This is a genomic window from Gordonia sp. YY1, from assembly GCF_009872315.1.
Taxonomy (GTDB): Bacteria; Actinomycetota; Actinomycetes; order Mycobacteriales; family Mycobacteriaceae; genus Gordonia; species Gordonia amicalis.
Genome location: NZ_WXYI01000012.1, coordinates 100,897 through 118,254 on the forward strand (window position 1 = coordinate 100,897; position 17,358 = coordinate 118,254).

Genomic DNA, 17,358 nt, shown 5'->3' on the forward strand with positions numbered 1-17,358 from the left:
GTCCCTGCGTCTGTCCGCTCATGAGATCCGGTGAGCGACGCTACTTCTTCTTCTCCGAGCTGCCCGCCAGGGTGCCCAGATAGAGCTCGATGATCTTGGGGTCGTTCGCGAGGTTGCTGCCGGTGTCGGTGTAGGCGTTGCGGCCCTGGTCGAGAACGTAACCGCGGTCGCAGATCTGGAGGCAGCGGCGGGCGTTCTGCTCGACCATGATGATCGAGACGCCGGTGGCGTTGATCGCCTTGCAGCGGATGAACACCTCGTCCTGGAACATGGGGGACAGGCCGGCCGACGGCTCGTCGAGCAGCAGCACCGCCGGATCCATCATCAGCGCACGTCCCATCGCGACCATCTGTCGTTCACCGCCGGACAGCGCACCCGCCTTGACCTTTCGGCGTTCGGCCAGCAGCGGGAACAGTTCCGAGACGAACTCGAACCGCTTGACGAAGGTCTTCGGACGCAGGTAGACGCCCATCTCGAGGTTTTCTTCGATCGACAACGCGGGGAACACGTTCTGCGTCTGCGGGACGTACCCGACGCCCTTGTCGACGAGGACGTGGGCCTTGGCCGACGTGATGTCGTCGCCCCGTAGGGTGACCGAGCCCTTTCGCACCGGGATCAGCCCGAACAGGGTCTTGAGCAGTGTCGACTTGCCGGCACCGTTGGGCCCGATGATGCCCACGATCTCGCCGTCGTCCAGGAAGAAGTTGCACTCCTCGAGAATGTTGATGCCCGGTAGGTAGCCGGCGGTGATGTCGTCGGCACGTAGCAGGGCATTCGTGGCGAGCCTGCGGTGTTCCTCCGGCGTGGCCGCGAGCTGTGCCGGCGTCAGCGACCCGGCGTCCGAACCGGTGCTCATCACTGCGCCTCCTTCTCGTCCGCGATGGTGGGCGGTAACTCGGTGACCTCCGACAGATCGCCGCCCACCTCCAGAGTGGCCTCGATGGCCGCCTCGACCTTCTCCGCGAGCACGGCGGTCGCGCCGACCGGTTGCCCCCGGTCGTCGAACTCCAGCGCCTGATCGTGATGCCCCCCGAGATAGGCGTCGACGACGGCCTCGTTGTCGCCCAGGCGATCCGGCAGGGATTCGGCGATGATCTGTCCCTGGGCCATCACCACGACCCAGTCGCTGATGTTGCGGATGACGTCCATGTCGTGTTCGACGAACACCACTGTGACGCCCTCGTCCCGCAGCGACTTGATGTGTTCGAGCAGGCTCTGGGTCAGAGCCGGGTTCACACCCGCCATCGGCTCGTCGAGCATCACGATCTCCGGATCGGTCATCAGCGCGCGCGCCATCTCCAGCAGCTTGCGCTGCCCACCCGAGAGCGACCCGGCGAAGTCGCCCGCCTTGGCGTCGAGCTTGAACCGACGCAGCAGTTCGTGGGCGCGCTCGGTGATCTCGGCCTCCTGCTTGCGCCACGTCCACGGTGCGAGGGCGGCGAGGAAATGCTCGCCACGCTGCTCTGTCGCACCGAGTTTGACGTTGTCGAGCACCGACAGCTTCGACAGTGCCTTCGTCAGCTGGAACGTACGGACCATGCCCCGTCGGGCGACCTGGTGCGGAACCATCCGGCCGAGGGATTCGCCGTTGAGCGACCAGGTACCGGAATCAGGCTTGTCGAAACCGGTGATCAGGTTGAAGAAGGTGGTCTTGCCGGCGCCGTTGGGGCCGATGAGACCGGTGATGGCCCCGCGCTGCACCTCCAGGTGATCCACTTGGACGGCCTTGATCCCCCCGAAGGTGCGAGAGATGTTGTCCACCACGATGATCGGGTCGGGTTTGGCGGACCCGGGTTCGGGTGAGACGTCGGCGAACAGGCGCGAACGTTCGGGAGCGGACAGCGTCTTGAGGTCGCGGCGCGTCGCCCTGGTGTCGGCGATGTCGGGGTCTGTCCCGTCGACCGTGACCCCGGCGGCCGATCCGGTGGGCGTCGAGGGTTCGTCGTCGTGAGCCGTATGGCGACCGTCATCAGGCATCGAGTTGCACCTCCCTCTTGTTGCCGAGGAGTCCCTGTGGCCGGAACACCATCATCAGAATGATCGCCAGACCGAGCAGCACGTAGCGGATCGCGCCGACCTGCTGTGCCGACAGGTCGAGCAGGGGGTCGTCGCCGGCCGTCGCCTGGCGCAGCAGTGCGTCGGGGATGGCAAGGAGGAACCAGAAGAGCATCGCACCGAGAACCGGTCCGAACACGGTCGCCGCACCGCCGAGGATCAGTGCGCCGTAGGCGAAGAAGGTCTGGGCGGTCGAGTAGAAGTCGGGGTTGATCGATTGCGTTGCAAGCGCGTTGAACACGCCTGCGAGGCCGCCGATGCAACCGCCGAGGATCAGCGCCTGCATCTTGAAGAAGTAGGCGTTCTTGCCGAGCGAACGGGCCGCGTCCTCGTCTTCGCGCACCGCCTTGAGTACACGCCCCCACGGGCTGCGCACGAGGAGATAGACCATGAGGCAGAGGAGACCGACGACGATCCAGCCCACCACCATCGACCACAGGTCGCCACCGAGGAATGTGACCCCGAGGAACGAGTACTGCTTGCCGTTGTCGAACGGGCTGATCGTGAAGAAACCGCTCGCGTATCCGTAGATGCCGTTGGTGGAGTGGGTGAAATCGTCGGCCGACGTCGAACGGAACACCAGTCGCAGGATCTCCGACGCGGCGATCGTCACGATCGCCAGATAGTCCGCTCGCAGACGTAGCGTCGGGATGCCGAGGACGACCGCGAGCATGCCGGCGGCGGCGATTCCCACGATGGCGCCCAGCCACAGTGGCTGGTCGTAGTTGACGGCCATGATGCCGACGCCGTAGCCGCCGAGGAGCGCGAAGGCGATCTGGCCGAAGTTGAGCAGCCCGGCATAGCCGAAGTGCAGGTTGAGACCGATGGCCAGCAGAGCGTAGAAGATCGCCGACGGGCCGACGAGCTGCGCGAGCGCAATCTGTAGAGCGGAGATGATGTCCATGGGTCAGCCGATCCTCGCTCGCGACCCGAGAATGCCCTGGGGCCGGATGGTCAGGATGATGATCAGGATCAACAGGCCGCCGATGTATTTGAGGTCGGGACTGAGGATGTACGTCGACAGCTGGACGAGCAGTCCGACGATGAGGCAGCCGAGCAGCGCGCCGTAGGCGGTGCCGAGACCGCCGAGGGTGATGCCCGCGAACATCAGCAGCAGGAGCTTGAAACCCATCTCCCACTGCACGCGGCCACCGAGTTCGGAGAGCGCGAACATCACGCCGCCGAGCGTCGCCAGCCCGCCGGCGAGTGCCCACACGAACAGGATGACGCGGTCGACGTCGATGCCCGACGACTCGGCGAGATCCTTGTTGTCGGCGACGGCCCGCATCGCCTTGCCGATCCTGGTGCGCTGCAACAGCAGAGCCACGCCGAGCAGCACGACGATGCAGATGATGATGCAGGCGAGATTGACCGGTGTGATCGCGAACGGACCCGACCCGATCTGGGTCTGCGCCTGATAGTCGTCGAATGGTTCGGCCCGGTCGGAGAAGAAGATCAGGATCAGATACCGCATCACCAGGGCCAGACCGATCGACACGACGAGCATGGCGATCAGCCCGGTTCGTCGTCGTCGCAACGGTCTCCAGAGGCCGAGCTCGTTCAGGATGCCGATGCCGACGCCGACGATGACGGCGAGGATCGTCGCCGGTATCAGCTGCAGCCCGACCCTCACGTTGAACACCCACGCGACGACGGCCCCCAGTGTCACCAGCTCCCCGTGGGCGAAGTTGGTCAGGCCCGTCGTACCGAAGATCAGGCTGAGCCCGACGCCGGTGATGGCGATGATGAGGCCGAAGCGGATGCCGTCGATCGCCAGGCGCGTGAGTTCGGAGACCGCCGACACCTCGGTGCCGGTCCGCACCTCGCCGAACGAGAAGATGACCGGCCGGGCGGTTCCACCGCTGACATCGACCGGTAACTCGGACTTCTGGACCTCGACATCGTCTGGGAGAGAACCGGTGTCGACGACGATCGTGTACTTCCCGGGTGGGACCATGACCGACCAGGCGCCGGTCGCGGACGAGGTCGCCGTCCCGACGACGCTGCCGGCGGCGTCCTTGGCCTCGAGTTTCACACCCGCGACCTTCTCCGTGCCGTTCCGCAGGACGCCGAAGACCCGCACCTCGTCGGGAGCGGCGTCGGCCGACGGGGTCCCGAACAGCCCGCACAGGATCGATGCCGCAATGAACAGCAGGATGGTCGATGCGGTGCGCCGGGTGAAAGTCCTGCGTGTCGGTGATCGCCGGGATGGCGGGCGGGAGGACGGTGAACGGGTCTGGCAGGCGGGCCGACACTCGGGGCGATGCGCGTGAATCCGTTCGGTGTGGTCATCGGACACGAGTGGGGCCTGCCGGTCAGGCTCTGTCATCGAGGGTGGTACCTCCCTGTTGACCCGTGCGGGTTGGCTTCGGTCGGCGCATGAGCCCGCCGGTGTCGCTGTGCGGCGGGTCACTTGGGGAACTTAGCCGCAGCATCGTCGCCACGTGACGACAACGACGTTTCCCGGAAGTTACATCTGCGGCGCGACGCGATCGGTTCGATCGACGCAATGTCGTGTCGGCTCGACGATCGCGCCGTACGCTGGTCGGATGGTGCCGGTGACCATCACGCAGACCAAAGACGTCGAACTCGCGAGTGCGTTGCTCGCACAGGCCTTCGCCGACGATCCGGTGACGGTGTGGATGGACCCCGACACGTCTCGACACCGCGCGATGTTCCGCACGCTGCTGGTCCACAGTCACGGACGAGGTTCGACGCTCGATCTCGCGATGCGCGACGGGCAACCGGTCGGTGCGGCCGCCTGGGACCCTCCTGGGCACAAGATCTCGACGTGGGCTCAGATCGTGTCGTCGTGGGAGTTCTTCCGTACTCTCGGGTCTCGCGTCAACCGCGGGATCAAGCTCGAGACGGAGTTCGCGAAGTATCGTCCCAAAGAACCCCACTGGTATCTGGGGCAGATCGGTGCCCCGGTCAAAGGTGCCGGCATCGGCACGGCGCTGCTGACGCACCGGCTCGAGCAGATCGACGGACCCGCGTACCTGGAATGCTCCAATGCCCTCAACGTGCCGCTGTACGAGCGGTTCGGCTTCCAGGTCACCGAGGAGTTCGAACTGCCGCTCGACGGCCCGAAGGTCTGGGCGATGTACCGCCCGATGTGACACCTGGTCGTCACCCCCCGGGTCGAACACCCGGCGGGCGGGGTCCGGGTGTCGGAACGGATCACTAGACTCAGCGACTGTGAGTCCAGCGCAGAGTTCCCCGGCAGCAACCCGTACCGGCAGCAAGGTCAAGACCAAGCAACCGGTCCTCATGCTCCTCGACGGACATTCCCTGGCATATCGGGCGTTCTTCGCGCTCCCGGCCGAGAACTTCAAGACGCACTCCGGGCAGACCACGAACGCCGTCTACGGCTTCACCTCGATGCTGATCAACCTGCTGCGCGACGAGGAGCCGACCCACATCGCGGCCGCCTTCGACGTCTCGCGGAAAACGTTCCGCTCGGAGATGTACCCGGAGTACAAGGCGCAGCGCTCCAAGTCGCCCGACGAGTTCAACGGGCAGGTCGACCTCACCAAGGAGGTTCTCGACGCGCTGGGCGTCACGGTCATGGCCATCGAGGGCTACGAGGCCGACGACATCATCGCGACCCTCGCGACCCAGGCCCGCGAACAGGGTTTCAAGGTGCTGATCGTCACCGGTGACCGCGATTCGCTCCAGCTCGTCGACGCCTCGACCACGGTCCTCTACCCGCGCAAGGGTGTCTCGGACCTCACGCGTTTCACCCCCGAAGAGGTGGAGAAGAAGTACGGTCTCACCCCGGCGCAGTACCCGGACTACGCCGCACTGCGCGGCGACCCCAGCGACAACCTGCCCGGCATCCCCGGGGTGGGGGAGAAGACCGCGTCGAAGTGGATTCGTGAATACGGTTCGCTGGCCTCGCTGGTCGATCACGTCGACGAGGTGAAGGGCAAGGTCGGCGACGCCCTGCGTGCTCATCTCGCCTCGGTGCAGACCAACCGTCAGCTCACCGAACTCATCCGCGACATGCAACTGCCGGCCGGCCCCGACGACCTCGCGATGGTCGGCTGGGATCGCGACCGCATCCACCAGCTCTTCGACGACCTCGAGTTCCGCGTCCTGCGCGACCGCCTGTTCTCGACCCTGAGTTCCGTTGAGCCCGAGGCCGAAGCCGGATTCGACCTCGACGGTTCGGTCCTCGGTGCCGGTGAGGTCGCGAGCTGGCTCACCGAACACGCCCGAACGGGCCGCACGGGTCTCGCGGTGACCGCGCCGCACGTCGTCGTGGGCTCCGACCCGACCGGTCTGGCGATCGCGGCCGCCGACGGCTCGTCGGCGTACGTCGATGTGACCACGCTGACGCCGGAAGACGATGCGGCACTGGCCAACTGGCTTGCCGATCCCGACGCGCTGAAGGCTGTTCACGAGGCCAAGTGGGCGGTGCACGCGCTGCGCTCGCGCGGCTGGAAGCTCGACGGGGTCACCAGCGATACCTCGCTGGCGGCATATCTCGTCCGCCCCGGACAGCGGACCTTCAACCTCGACGACCTGGCCCTGCGGTATCTGCGCCGGGAACTGCGCGCCGACACGGGTGCGGGTGACGGCCAGATGTCACTGCTCGACGACGACACCGAGGGCAAGGTCGCCGAACAGCACATGCTCGAGGCGCGGGCGGTACAGGAACTCGCCGACACGCTCGACATCGAGCTCGACCGCATCGACTCCAAGCCGCTGCTGACCGAGATGGAGCTGCCGCTGTCGTTCGTGCTGGCCGACCTCGAGGCCGCCGGCATCGCCGTCGACGTCGACCACTTCAATGCACTCGCGCAGATGTTCAACGACCGGATTCGTGCAGCCGCGGAATCGGCCTACGAGGTCATCGGCGAACAGATCAACCTGGGCTCGCCCAAGCAGTTGCAGACCGTGCTCTTCGACAAGCTCGACATGCCGAAGACCAAGAAGACCAAGACCGGTTACACCACCGACGCCGACGCCCTGCAGTCGCTGTACGAGAAGACCGAACATCCTTTCCTCGCACACCTTCTCGAGCATCGCGACGCCACGAGGCTGAAGGTCACCGTCGATGGTCTGCTGAAATCGGTGGCGGACGACGGTCGCATCCACACCACCTTCAACCAGACCATCGCGGCCACCGGCCGGTTGTCGTCGACCGAGCCGAACCTGCAGAACATCCCGGTCCGCACCGAGGCCGGACGCGAGATCCGCCGCGGCTTCATCGTCGGCACCGACCAGGCGTCCGAGGTCAACTACGAAAGTCTGATGACCGCCGACTACAGCCAGATCGAGATGCGGATCATGGCGCACCTGTCGGAGGACGAGGGACTGATCGAGGCCTTCAACACCGGCGAGGACCTGCACAACTTCGTCGGGTCGCGTGCCTTCGGGGTGCCGATCGACGAGGTGACCATCGAGATGCGTCACCGCGTGAAGGCGATGTCGTACGGACTTGCCTACGGCCTCAGCGCTTTCGGACTCGCGGCACAGCTGAAGATCAGCCGCGAGGAGGCCAAGGAACAGATGGAGGCGTACTTCGCGCGCTTCGGCGGCGTGCGTGACTATCTGCACGATGTGGTCGCCGAGGCCCGGCGCAACGAGTACACCGCGACCCTGTTCGGCCGCCGGCGTTACCTGCCCGACCTGAACAGCGACAACTGGCAGCGGCGCCAGTCCGCGGAGCGGATGGCGCTCAACGCACCCATCCAGGGCACCGCGGCCGACATCATCAAGGTCGCGATGATCAACGTCCACAAGCGATTCGTCGCGGAGAAGCTGACATCGCGGGTGCTGCTGCAGGTCCACGACGAACTCGTGGTCGAGGTGGCGCCCGGTGAGCGGGACGCGGTGGAGGCCGCGGTGCGTGAGGAGATGGGTAACGCCATCACGCTGTCGGTCCCGCTCGAGGTGTCGGTCGGGTTCGGTCGGTCCTGGGACGACGCGGCCCACTGATGGTCTCCTCGCCCAGGCGGGTCGGTGTTCTCATCGGCGACGGCATCGGTCCCGAGGTCGTGCCGGCCGCGATGACGGTGGCCGACGCGGCAGCGGCCGTGGAGGGCTTCGGGATCGATTGGGAGGAACTCCCGTTCGGTGCCGCCGCCATCGCCTCCCACGACGACGCGGTACCCGATGCGACGCTGTCGGCCCTCGACGACCTCGGTCTGTGGATCGTCGGGCCGCACGATTCGGCGTCGTACCCGGTCGAGCACCGCAGCCGCACCCCGGGGGCGGTGCTGCGCACCAGGTACGGACTGTTCGCCAATCTCCGTCCCGCCAAGGCATTTCCGGGCGTGCCGGCGACGAAGCCCGACATCGATGTGTTGATCGTCCGGGAGAACTCCGAAGGTCTCTACGCCGACCGCAACATGACCGTGGGCAGCGGTGAGTTCATGCCGACCCCGGATGTCGCACTGGCCGTGGGGCTCGTGACCCGGTCGGCCAGCGAGCGCATCGCGCGGGTCGCCTTCGAAGCCGCACGGGACCGCGCTGATTCCGGTCGTCCGGCACGGCTGACCATCGTGCACAAGGCGAACGTGCTGCGCCTGACCACGGGCCTGTTCCGCGACGCGTGCCGGGAGGTCGGCAAGGAGTTCCCCGACGTGGAGGTCACCGAACAACACGTCGACGCCATGGCGGCGCTGCTCGTCCGCCGACCCGCCGACTTCGACGTCATCGTCACCGAGAACCTCTTCGGCGACATCCTGTCCGACCTGGCGGGCGAACTCGCCGGCTCGCTCGGGATCGCCGGTTCGGTGAACTGTTCGACGACCCAGGTGATGGCGCAGGCCACCCACGGAGCCGCCCCGGACATCGCCGGGCGGGGCGTCGCGAATCCCGTCGCCATGGTCGCGTCGGTGGCCATGGGGTTCCGGCGCTACGGGCTCATCGCGGACGACCCGGGACTCGTCGCGGCTGCCGACCGCATGGATTCGGCGGTCGCCGGCACCCTTGCGGCCGCGATCGCGACCGCCGACCTGGGCGGGACGGCGTCGACCACCGAGTTCGCCGCGGAGGCGGTCCGGCGGGTGACCGGCCGGTGACGCGCACGCGGACGTGCGTGAACTCCGGGTGGTCAGCCGGTGGGACGGGTGGCAACTACAGTGTGTTGTCTGACCAGGTGATCGTTCGAGATCGAAGGGATGTGTTGTGACACGGGCCTCGACGCGGGTCGACCGACGTTCCCTTCGACCACGCGTGGCCCGGCTGCTGGGCGTGCTCCTGACGCTCGCGGTCGTGGTCACCGGCTGTGTGAACAACGAGGAACGCGAGCGCGCCAACCAGGTGACCCCGATCGACGTCGACGTCGCGAAGGTGCCGGCGATCGCCGCGCTGGTTCCGCCGGAGATCGCTCGCACCGGTCGGCTCGTCGTCGGCGTCAACGTGCCATACCAGCCCAACGAGTTCAAAGGACCGGACGGCAGGATCATCGGATACGACGTCGACCTCATGAACGCCGTCGGCAAGGTCCTCGGCCTGACGCCGGTGTACAAGGAATCGCAGTTCGACACGATCATCCCGTCGGTGCAGGCGGGGACGTACCAGCTGGGCATGTCGTCGTTCACCGACACGCTCGAGCGGGAGAAGCAGGTCGACTTCGTGACCTACTACAGCGCCGGCGTGCAGTGGGCACAGGCCGCCGACGCCGACGAGGCCATCGACCCGTCGAACGCGTGCGGCAAGCGGGTCGCGGTGCAGACCACCACCTACGAGGACACCGACGAGATCCCGGCCAAGAGCGCCGAATGCGTGGCCAGAGGTCTCCGGCCGATCGACAAGGTGAAATTCGACAGCCAGGACGAGGCGGTCAACGCGCTGATCCTCGGCCGGGTCGACGCGATGTCGGCGGATTCGCCGGTCACCGCCTATGCGATCAAACGCACCAACGGAAAGCTGAAGGCCGCCGGTGAACTGTTCGACTCGGCGCCTTACGGATGGCCGGTTCGGAAGGGTTCCGGCTTGGGGCCCGCGCTGCAGAAGGCCGTGCAATATCTGATGGACAACGGACAGTACGACGAGATCGCGGCCAACTGGGGCCTGCAGGAGGGCATGATCGATGTCTCCGTCATCAACGGAGCGGTGAGCTGAGATGACCTCACCGCAGACCGACACCACCACCACGACCGGCGAGCCCGAACCGATCAAGGCGGTACCGCTTCGCCGACCGGGGCAGTGGATCGCCGCCGTCATCATCCTCGTGCTGGCGGCGCTGTTCGTCTACGGGGCCGCCACCAACAAGGCCTACGCCTGGGGCACCTACGGCCGCTACCTGTTCGACGAACGCGTGCTGTCCGGCGTCGGGTACACGCTCGCACTCACGGTGCTGGCGATGACGATCGCGATCGTCCTCGGTGTCGCCCTCGCCATCATGCGGCTCTCGCCGAATCCTGTCCTGCGCGGCACCGCCTGGGTGTATCTGTGGATCTTCCGCGGCACACCGGTGTACGTGCAGCTCGTCTTCTGGGGTCTGTTCCCGGCGATCTACAAGCAGATCGACGTCGGCATCCCCTTCGTTCACCAGTTCGCGTCCTTCGACATCCAGACCCTCAACGCCGCATTCCTGTTCGCGGTCATCGGCCTCGGTCTCAACGAAGCCGCGTACATGGCCGAGATCGTGCGCGCGGGCGTGTCGTCGGTCGGCGAGGGACAGTCCGAGGCGTCGATCGCATTGGGCATGTCGTGGGCGCAGACGATGCGCCGGACCGTGCTGCCGCAGGCCATGCGGGTGATCATCCCGCCCACCGGCAACGAGTTGATCTCCATGCTCAAGACCACGAGCCTCGTGGCAGCGGTACCGCTGACCCTCGACCTCTATGGACGGGTGCGTGACATCTCCGGCGTCAACTTCGAACCGATCCCGCTGCTGCTCGTCGCCTCGACCTGGTACCTCGTCGTCACCAGCATCCTGATGGTCGGCCAGTACTACGTGGAGCGCCACTACTCGCGGGGCGCCACCCGCGCGCTGACCGCACGACAGCTGAAGGCGATGGCCGACGGGCAGGCGGCTGCGGCCGACGACGTCGCGGGCGGACCGGGAGCAGGCCGCACGACCGGGGGAGAGAACGCATGAGTTCCGCCGAGACACCGATGGTCCTCGCCGACCGGGTGTGCAAGAGCTTCGGATCGGTCCAGGTCCTCAAGGGCATCTCACTCGAGGTCGCCCGGGGCGAGGTGACGTGTCTGATCGGTCCGTCCGGCTCGGGCAAGTCGACGTTCCTGCGGTGCGTCAACCATCTCGACGTGGTCAACGCCGGCCGGCTCTACGTCGACGGTGACCTCATCGGCTACCGGGAGCGCAACGGCAAGCTCTACGAGATGAGCGCCAAAGCTGCTGCAGCCCAACGCCGCGACATCGGCATGGTGTTCCAGCACTTCAATCTCTTCCCGCACCGGACAGCCCTCGAGAACATCATCGAGGCGCCGATCCAGGTGAAGAAGCAGCAACGGGCCGAGGCCATCGAACGGGCCGAGTACCTGCTCGAGCGGGTCGGTCTGTCGGATCGTGCCGACGCCTATCCGGCGCAGTTGTCCGGCGGTCAGCAGCAGCGCGTCGCCATCGCCCGGGCCCTGGCGATGGAACCCAAGCTCATGCTCTTCGACGAGCCGACCTCGGCACTCGACCCCGAACTCGTGGGCGACGTCCTCAAGGTGATGCGCGAACTCGCCGCGTCGGGAATGACCATGGTGGTCGTGACCCACGAGATGGGGTTCGCGCGCGAGGTCGCCGACCAGCTGGTCTTCATGGACGGCGGCGTCGTCGTGGAGAAGGGTGACCCGCGCGAACTTCTCGCCAATCCGCAGGAGGGGCGGACGCGGGAGTTCCTGTCGAAGCTGCTCTGAGGCCGGGACCCCGGCTCGTCATGCAGGTTTGTGGCTACAGAAGATCGCGGTGCCGGGGAAATAGCGTCCGCGAAATGGGCTCCACTGCCCCCATTCGCGATCGTGATCGTCAGGCCACTCGGGTTCGATGATGTCGTCGAGGATGAATCCGGCCGCCCGGAGCTCGCGCACCCGGTCGCCGATGGTCCGGTGGTGCTCGACGTAGGTGATCTGACCACTCGGGTCGGTTTCGGTGTACGGCGTCCGGTTGAAGTACGGGATGTGCACGGTCAGCCCCTCGGGCCCCGGGTCGTCGAGGAACATCCACCGCATCGGATGGTTGACCGCGAAAACCCAACGGCCGCCGGGCTTCAGGACGCGGGCGACCTCGGCCATGACGCCGGCGGAGTCGGCGACGAAGGGGATCGCGCCGAAGGCCGAGCAGGCGGTGTCGAATGACTCGTCGGCGAACGGAAGCGTTTCGGCGGTCGCCTGGATCAGCGGCACGGGCACCTCGTCGGCGTCCATGGCGTCGAGTCCGATCCCGAGCATGCGACGGGACAGGTCGACACCGACGGCGTGCGCGCCGCGCGCCGCCAGCCAGCGGGCGCATGGTGCTGAGCCGCAGCCGATCTCGAGGATCGTGCGGCCCTGGATCTCGCCGAGAAGGCCGGCCTCGGACTCGCGGACACCTTCGGGACACCACACGAAGTCGCCGCCCCCGGTGTAGGTGCCGAGGAAGGCGCCGTGTTCGTCGTGGTAATTCTCCGCGTCGTGGTCCCACCACCAGCGGCTGGCCCGGTCACTTGTCGCGGAGTCGACGTCGCCCAGGACGCGTGGAGGTCGTACGGAGGTCTCCTGTTCGGTGGTCTCCGAATTCTCACGGTCGTCCTTCGTGGGCATCCTGCGATGATAGGTCCCCGTCCGGTTCGGCCCGGAGGCGGCAGAGCCGGTCGAGCCGACGGGGGACCCGATCACCACGGACGCGGGCGCGGTGTCACCGGGTGCCGGGGACCGGTTCATCGGATGTGAGGTCGGAACGGGGCGGTTCGGTCGCGTTCGGCGACTGCGGTGCGTGGCGGATGGCGATCATCATGGCCACGCCGACCGCGGCCGTGAAGACGCCGACGGCGAGGTACTGCCACGACCGGAAGGGGCCCGGCAGGAATGCGACTGTCGCGATCCACCAGGCGAAAGTCATCGTCGTGAAGCACTGCCACATCAACAGGGTTTGACCGCGGAATGATCTGCGGCGCAGTGTCATCGACGGGCCGAACAGTGCATATGACATGAGAGTCAGCGCCGAACTCGCGAGGTAGAGCGGGTCGTCGAACAGGAGTCGCAGATACTCCCACGCGAGGATGGAACCGGTCGTCGCCGCGATGATCAGCAGCGTGAACTGGAAAGGGGACCACGCCGGTGCCAGTTCTCGACGGCCGTACCGGATGAGCTGGGCGAAGAACACGAACTCCAGGAGCGCGGCGCTCAGCAGGCCGAGCCAGAACAGCTGGAGGAACCAGTGGTCATAGGTGAAGAACCAGTCACGGAAGCGGACGACATAGGCGATGTCGTGAGCAAACCAGAAAAGGGTGCAGGCCAGCGGTATCGAGTAGCTCGAGTCGCGCCGGGCGACCCGTGCTGCCTCGATCAGCCACACCGTCTGGCAGAGCATCGCCACGCCCAGCCCCACCAGCAGTCCGACAGCGTTGGCGTCGATCGCCTCGAGAAGTCGATCTGGTGTATAGGTCACGCGTCTCCTACCGTCCGGCGCCGGCCCAGATCCCGGCACCCAAAAATAGTCGCATGACAAATTATTTATCGTCAAGGCATGTGTTGGGCCTAGGGCAGTCGGGCGGGTCGTGTGACGTCCGGGTCACGGGATGAGTTCGTAGAACCGGAAGAAGCCGAAGCCCTCGATCGGCAACACCTCGACGCTCTGAAAGCCGGCCTGCTCGGCGTAGGACCGTAGGGTGGCGGGTCGCATCACTGTGCCGGTGGCCACCGACGGCGGCGAACTCATCGAATCCGGTAGGCAGACGAAGAGTGAGAACCCGTACATCAGTTTGTCGAGTTCGTCTGCAGGGCCGGAGAATTCGTCGGAAACCGCTTCGTCCATGACGATCATCGGCGCACCGGGTGCCAGGGCTTGTCGGGCCGCGGCCAGCACGTCGACGGGCCGCGGCATGTCGTGGAGGCATTCGAAGGCGAACGCGGCGTCGAACGGCCCGTGCGCGGTGGCCTCCTCTCCGCCGGCCAGATGGAACTGCACTCGGTCGCCGAGTCCTGCGGCCTCGGCGTTGTCACGCGCCATCTGCACCGATGCCGCATCGACGTCGAGACCGACGAACGTCGCCTCCGGATAGGCGCGGGCCAGGGCGATGGTCGAATGACCCGCGCCGAAGCCGATGTCGGCGATCTTCGCGTCCGGTCGCGACAGTCGCTGATGGAGGTGGGTGACCCCGCCGAGAGCGGGCCCGAGTTCGGTGTCGAACCACGGCTTGTTGAGTGCGGCCTGGCATTCACGCGCGTCCGCTCCGAGTTGTTCCCAGCTGACACCGCCTCCGGTGCGATAAGCATCGAGCAGTTCGGGCAGCCGGCCGAACGAGGCGGCGAACATCCGGGGCAGCGCACCCAGATAGGAACGGCTGGAGGTGTCGGTGAGGACTTCGGCGACGCCGGGGGAGATGGCGAATGTCGTTAGGGTGCGGGACAGGTCGGCAGCGAGGATACCGAAGGCCGCCTGCATCTCCAACCATTCGCGGGCGTACCGTGCGTCGGTGGCGGTCCGGGCGGCGAGATCGGCTGCGGTGAGTGGTCCATGATCGGCGAGGCACTGATACCAGCCGAGGCGCTCCCCGAGGTAGACGCTCATGGTCTCCGCGGTGGCCAGCGTGGAGTCGAGGAATCGCTCGGCGAATTCATCGGCACTCGGCGCCGTCGGTGCGTTGGTCGTGCGGTGCGGGCTCTGTTCGGGCGGCTCGGTGCCCTCGGGTGTGATCGACATGATGGAACGATGGCAGCGTTGGCTCTCGAGCCGGTCACGGTGCGGTTTCGACTCGGTCCGCAGGTCCTCTCCGCCTCAGCACGCCCGCCCGGCCACCACGTGTTCGGTTCCGGCGTCGGGGTCCCAGCGCCGCAATGCGGTGAACGTGCAGATCCGGTCGGGTTTGCCCAGCGACTCGAGTGTGCCCAGTGCTTCGCCGACCTGTGTGAACGACAGGCGTCGGGCGAGGGTGATGTGCGGGGTCCAGGCGCCTGGGTCCACATGAGCGAAGGTGCTCGGTGTCGGGCCGTCGTCCTCCACGTCCTCGTCGCGGTGGGCGGTGTGCTCGCGAACAGTCCGTGCGACCTGGGCATGCAGCGACAGCAACTCGGTGCTCGGGACGACGAGCAGCGCGAGCGTATGGCGCGACCCATGGCCGAACACGATGGGCGCACCGATGATGCAGTTCAGTGGGAGACGCTGGGCGGCGGGGCCGAGGGCGACGTCGGCGGCCGTCGCGATGTGGCGGGCCGCCAGCAGGGTGACGTGGGGACGATTGGTGTCCGAACGGATGCGCTGGGCGCTGGGCAGGCCGGCGTCGGCGAGCGCAGCCCAGCGGTGCCGGAACCAGTGGTCGGTATCGTCGTCGGGTAACAACTCGATCGAATGTGCCACGGATGTAGTGAACCAGAGCTCTCCCGCTGTACCGGGTGATCCAGCTCGCGATCGTGCACCAGGAAAAGGCGGGCGGGCACCGACTGTGCACTGTGTCCGGACGGCACGTGTCCTCGGTTCCCGGTGGCCCGGAGTGGACGTCCCACCGGTGGTCTCACGGCCATTTGCCCAGCACAACGCCGCTGGAGTAGGCTTGACGAACGCGCGTGTGCTCGGTGACGCGCGACAGGCACGCGCCCCGATCGAAATGCTTCTGATCAGGGGTTTCATGCCGTGAAATACCTCAAGAACCGTACCTACTACACACCTGTCCGGAGCAACTCAACATATGTCGTCCCCCACGATCACCTCGCCGCAAGTAGCCATCAATGACATTGGCACTGCCGAGGACTTTCTCGCCGCCATCGACTCCACGATCAAGTACTTCAACGATGGCGACATCGTCGAAGGCACGATCGTCAAGGTCGATCGGGACGAGGTTCTGCTCGACATCGGTTACAAGACCGAAGGCGTCATCCCTTCTCGCGAACTGTCGATCAAGCACGATGTTGACCCCAACGAGGTCGTCAACGTCGGTGACGAGGTCGAGGCCCTGGTCCTCACCAAGGAGGACAAAGAAGGTCGTCTGATCCTCTCCAAGAAGCGTGCGCAGTACGAGCGGGCTTGGGGCACCATCGAGGAGCTCAAGGAGAAGGACGAGGCCGTCAAGGGCACCGTCATCGAGGTCGTCAAGGGCGGCCTGATCCTGGACATCGGCCTGCGCGGCTTCCTCCCGGCATCGCTCGTGGAGATGCGTCGCGTCCGCGATCTGCAGCCGTACATCGGCAAGGAGATCGAGGCCAAGATCATCGAGCTCGACAAGAACCGCAACAACGTGGTCCTGTCGCGTCGTGCATGGCTCGAGCAGACCCAGTCCGAGGTCCGCAGCGAGTTCCTGCACCAGCTGCAGAAGGGTCAGGTCCGCAAGGGTGTCGTGTCCTCGATCGTCAACTTCGGTGCGTTCGTCGATCTCGGCGGCGTCGACGGTCTGGTCCACGTCTCCGAGCTGTCCTGGAAGCACATCGATCACCCGTCCGAGGTCGTCGCCGTGGGCGACGAGGTCACCGTCGAGGTCCTCGACGTCGACCTGGACCGCGAGCGTGTTTCGCTGTCGCTCAAGGCCACTCAGGAAGACCCGTGGCGTCAGTTCGCCCGCACCCACGCGATCGGCCAGATCGTTCCGGGCAAGGTCACCAAGCTGGTGCCGTTCGGTGCGTTCGTCCGCGTCGACGAGGGCATCGAGGGTCTCGTCCACATCTCCGAGCTGGCCGAGCGCCACGTCGAGGTGCCGGATCAGGTTGTCGCCGTCAACGACGATGCAATGGTCAAGGTCATCGACATCGACCTCGAGCGTCGTCGTATCTCGCTGAGCCTCAAGCAGGCCAACGAGGACTACACCGAGGAGTTCGACCCCTCGAAGTACGGCATGGCCGACAGCTACGACGAGCAGGGCAACTACATCTTCCCCGAGGGCTTCGACGCCGAGACCAACGAATGGCTCGAAGGCTACGAGAAGCAGCGTGAGGCATGGGAGGCCCGGTACGCCGAGGCCGAGCGTCGCCACAAGATGCACACCGCCCAGATGGAGAAGTTCGCTGCTGCCGCAGCCGAGGCTGCCAACGCCCCGACCGACTACTCGTCGGCTTCGGAGAGCCGCGGTGGCGCGTCGAGCAGCACCAGCGGTTCGTCCGCCGGTGGCTCGCTGGCCAGCGACGAGCAGCTCGCCGCCCTGCGCGAGAAGCTGTCGGGCAACGCCTGACACCTCTGCTCACTGAGCACACGAAAGCCCTCCCGGG

At 66.3% G+C, this 17,358-nt stretch carries 15 protein-coding genes; 7 read left to right on the forward strand and 8 right to left on the reverse strand.

Annotated features, from left to right (window positions below; translation table 11 throughout):
- Nucleotides 1-40 precede the first annotated feature (40 nt).
- Genes BPODLACK_RS16130 through BPODLACK_RS16145 form a run of 4 tightly spaced genes read right to left on the reverse strand, consistent with a single transcriptional unit; the run spans nucleotide 41 to nucleotide 4,384 of the window.
- Nucleotides 41-856, reverse strand: coding sequence for an ABC transporter ATP-binding protein (locus BPODLACK_RS16130; protein ID WP_159405681.1), 816 nt, complete (start codon nucleotides 854-856; stop codon nucleotides 41-43).
- On the reverse strand, nucleotides 856-1,977 hold the full coding sequence (locus BPODLACK_RS16135; RefSeq protein WP_159405682.1) for an ABC transporter ATP-binding protein: 1,122 nt from the start codon (nucleotides 1,975-1,977) through the stop codon (nucleotides 856-858). Before BPODLACK_RS16135 ends, BPODLACK_RS16130 begins: the two co-directional genes overlap by 1 nt.
- Nucleotides 1,970-2,959: a branched-chain amino acid ABC transporter permease gene (locus tag BPODLACK_RS16140; protein ID WP_159405683.1), complete on the reverse strand. Its 990-nt coding sequence runs from the start codon at nucleotides 2,957-2,959 to the stop codon at nucleotides 1,970-1,972. Before BPODLACK_RS16140 ends, BPODLACK_RS16135 begins: the two co-directional genes overlap by 8 nt.
- Before the next feature lie 3 nt (nucleotides 2,960-2,962).
- A complete protein-coding gene (locus BPODLACK_RS16145; protein WP_024498731.1) occupies nucleotides 2,963-4,384 on the reverse strand; it encodes a branched-chain amino acid ABC transporter permease in 1,422 nt (473 codons plus the stop codon).
- Between the two features lie 220 nt (nucleotides 4,385-4,604).
- Here BPODLACK_RS16145 and BPODLACK_RS16150 point away from each other — a divergent pair, with 220 nt between their 5' ends.
- From BPODLACK_RS16150 to BPODLACK_RS16175, 6 genes are all read left to right on the forward strand, one after another.
- Nucleotides 4,605-5,174, forward strand: coding sequence for a GNAT family N-acetyltransferase (locus BPODLACK_RS16150; RefSeq protein ID WP_024498730.1), 570 nt, complete (start codon nucleotides 4,605-4,607; stop codon nucleotides 5,172-5,174).
- A 79-nt stretch (nucleotides 5,175-5,253) separates the two neighbouring features.
- The gene (polA, locus tag BPODLACK_RS16155) at nucleotides 5,254-8,001 is read left to right on the forward strand and encodes a DNA polymerase I (protein WP_035760413.1); all 2,748 of its coding nucleotides are present in this window, start codon (nucleotides 5,254-5,256) and stop codon (nucleotides 7,999-8,001) included.
- Nucleotides 8,001-9,089: an isocitrate/isopropylmalate dehydrogenase family protein gene (locus tag BPODLACK_RS16160; protein ID WP_024498729.1), complete on the forward strand. Its 1,089-nt coding sequence runs from the start codon at nucleotides 8,001-8,003 to the stop codon at nucleotides 9,087-9,089. Before polA ends, BPODLACK_RS16160 begins: the two co-directional genes overlap by 1 nt.
- Nucleotides 9,090-9,195: 106 nt before the next feature.
- Nucleotides 9,196-10,134, forward strand: coding sequence for an ABC transporter substrate-binding protein (locus tag BPODLACK_RS16165; RefSeq protein WP_024498728.1), 939 nt, complete (start codon nucleotides 9,196-9,198; stop codon nucleotides 10,132-10,134).
- Between the two features lies 1 nt (nucleotide 10,135).
- Nucleotides 10,136-11,116 (forward strand): amino acid ABC transporter permease, encoded by a 981-nt coding sequence (locus BPODLACK_RS16170; protein WP_024498727.1) that lies wholly within the window; start codon nucleotides 10,136-10,138, stop codon nucleotides 11,114-11,116.
- A complete protein-coding gene (locus BPODLACK_RS16175; protein ID WP_006437329.1) occupies nucleotides 11,113-11,886 on the forward strand; it encodes an amino acid ABC transporter ATP-binding protein in 774 nt (257 codons plus the stop codon). The genes BPODLACK_RS16170 and BPODLACK_RS16175 overlap by 4 nt, the downstream gene beginning before the upstream one ends.
- Before the next feature lie 18 nt (nucleotides 11,887-11,904).
- Here the strand turns inward: BPODLACK_RS16175 and BPODLACK_RS16180 are convergent, their stop codons facing one another.
- The 4 genes from BPODLACK_RS16180 to BPODLACK_RS16195 all read right to left on the reverse strand — a co-directional run bounded on the left by BPODLACK_RS16180 (nucleotide 11,905) and on the right by BPODLACK_RS16195 (nucleotide 15,523).
- Nucleotides 11,905-12,768, reverse strand: a complete 864-nt coding sequence (locus BPODLACK_RS16180) for a class I SAM-dependent methyltransferase (RefSeq protein ID WP_159405684.1) — start codon at nucleotides 12,766-12,768, stop codon at nucleotides 11,905-11,907.
- 94 nt (nucleotides 12,769-12,862) lie between these two features.
- Nucleotides 12,863-13,615, reverse strand: a complete 753-nt coding sequence (locus BPODLACK_RS16185; protein WP_159405685.1) for a hypothetical protein — start codon at nucleotides 13,613-13,615, stop codon at nucleotides 12,863-12,865.
- A gap of 123 nt (nucleotides 13,616-13,738) precedes the next feature.
- Nucleotides 13,739-14,869, reverse strand: a complete 1,131-nt coding sequence (locus tag BPODLACK_RS16190) for a class I SAM-dependent methyltransferase (RefSeq protein WP_159405686.1) — start codon at nucleotides 14,867-14,869, stop codon at nucleotides 13,739-13,741.
- Between the two features lie 75 nt (nucleotides 14,870-14,944).
- Nucleotides 14,945-15,523: a 2'-5' RNA ligase family protein gene (locus tag BPODLACK_RS16195; RefSeq protein ID WP_159405687.1), complete on the reverse strand. Its 579-nt coding sequence runs from the start codon at nucleotides 15,521-15,523 to the stop codon at nucleotides 14,945-14,947.
- Between the two features lie 328 nt (nucleotides 15,524-15,851).
- Here BPODLACK_RS16195 and rpsA point away from each other — a divergent pair, with 328 nt between their 5' ends.
- Nucleotides 15,852-17,321 (forward strand): 30S ribosomal protein S1, encoded by a 1,470-nt coding sequence (gene rpsA / locus BPODLACK_RS16200; RefSeq protein WP_024498722.1) that lies wholly within the window; start codon nucleotides 15,852-15,854, stop codon nucleotides 17,319-17,321.
- Nucleotides 17,322-17,358 lie beyond the last annotated feature (37 nt).

Bases quoted from the DNA above. Each gene is read 5' to 3' on its own strand.
- BPODLACK_RS16130 (WP_159405681.1), bottom strand. From the start codon at position 856: ATGAGCACCGGTTCGGACGCCGGGTCGCTGACGCCGGCACAGCTCGCG.
- BPODLACK_RS16135 (WP_159405682.1), bottom strand. From the start codon at position 1,977: ATGCCTGATGACGGTCGCCATACGGCTCACGACGACGAACCCTCGACG.
- BPODLACK_RS16140 (WP_159405683.1), bottom strand. From the start codon at position 2,959: ATGGACATCATCTCCGCTCTACAGATTGCGCTCGCGCAGCTCGTCGGC.
- BPODLACK_RS16145 (WP_024498731.1), bottom strand. From the start codon at position 4,384: ATGACAGAGCCTGACCGGCAGGCCCCACTCGTGTCCGATGACCACACC.
- BPODLACK_RS16150 (WP_024498730.1), top strand. From the start codon at position 4,605: ATGGTGCCGGTGACCATCACGCAGACCAAAGACGTCGAACTCGCGAGT.
- BPODLACK_RS16160 (WP_024498729.1), top strand. From the start codon at position 8,001: ATGGTCTCCTCGCCCAGGCGGGTCGGTGTTCTCATCGGCGACGGCATC.
- BPODLACK_RS16170 (WP_024498727.1), top strand. From the start codon at position 10,136: ATGACCTCACCGCAGACCGACACCACCACCACGACCGGCGAGCCCGAA.
- BPODLACK_RS16175 (WP_006437329.1), top strand. From the start codon at position 11,113: ATGAGTTCCGCCGAGACACCGATGGTCCTCGCCGACCGGGTGTGCAAG.
- BPODLACK_RS16180 (WP_159405684.1), bottom strand. From the start codon at position 12,768: ATGCCCACGAAGGACGACCGTGAGAATTCGGAGACCACCGAACAGGAG.
- BPODLACK_RS16190 (WP_159405686.1), bottom strand. From the start codon at position 14,869: ATGTCGATCACACCCGAGGGCACCGAGCCGCCCGAACAGAGCCCGCAC.
- rpsA (WP_024498722.1), top strand. From the start codon at position 15,852: ATGTCGTCCCCCACGATCACCTCGCCGCAAGTAGCCATCAATGACATT.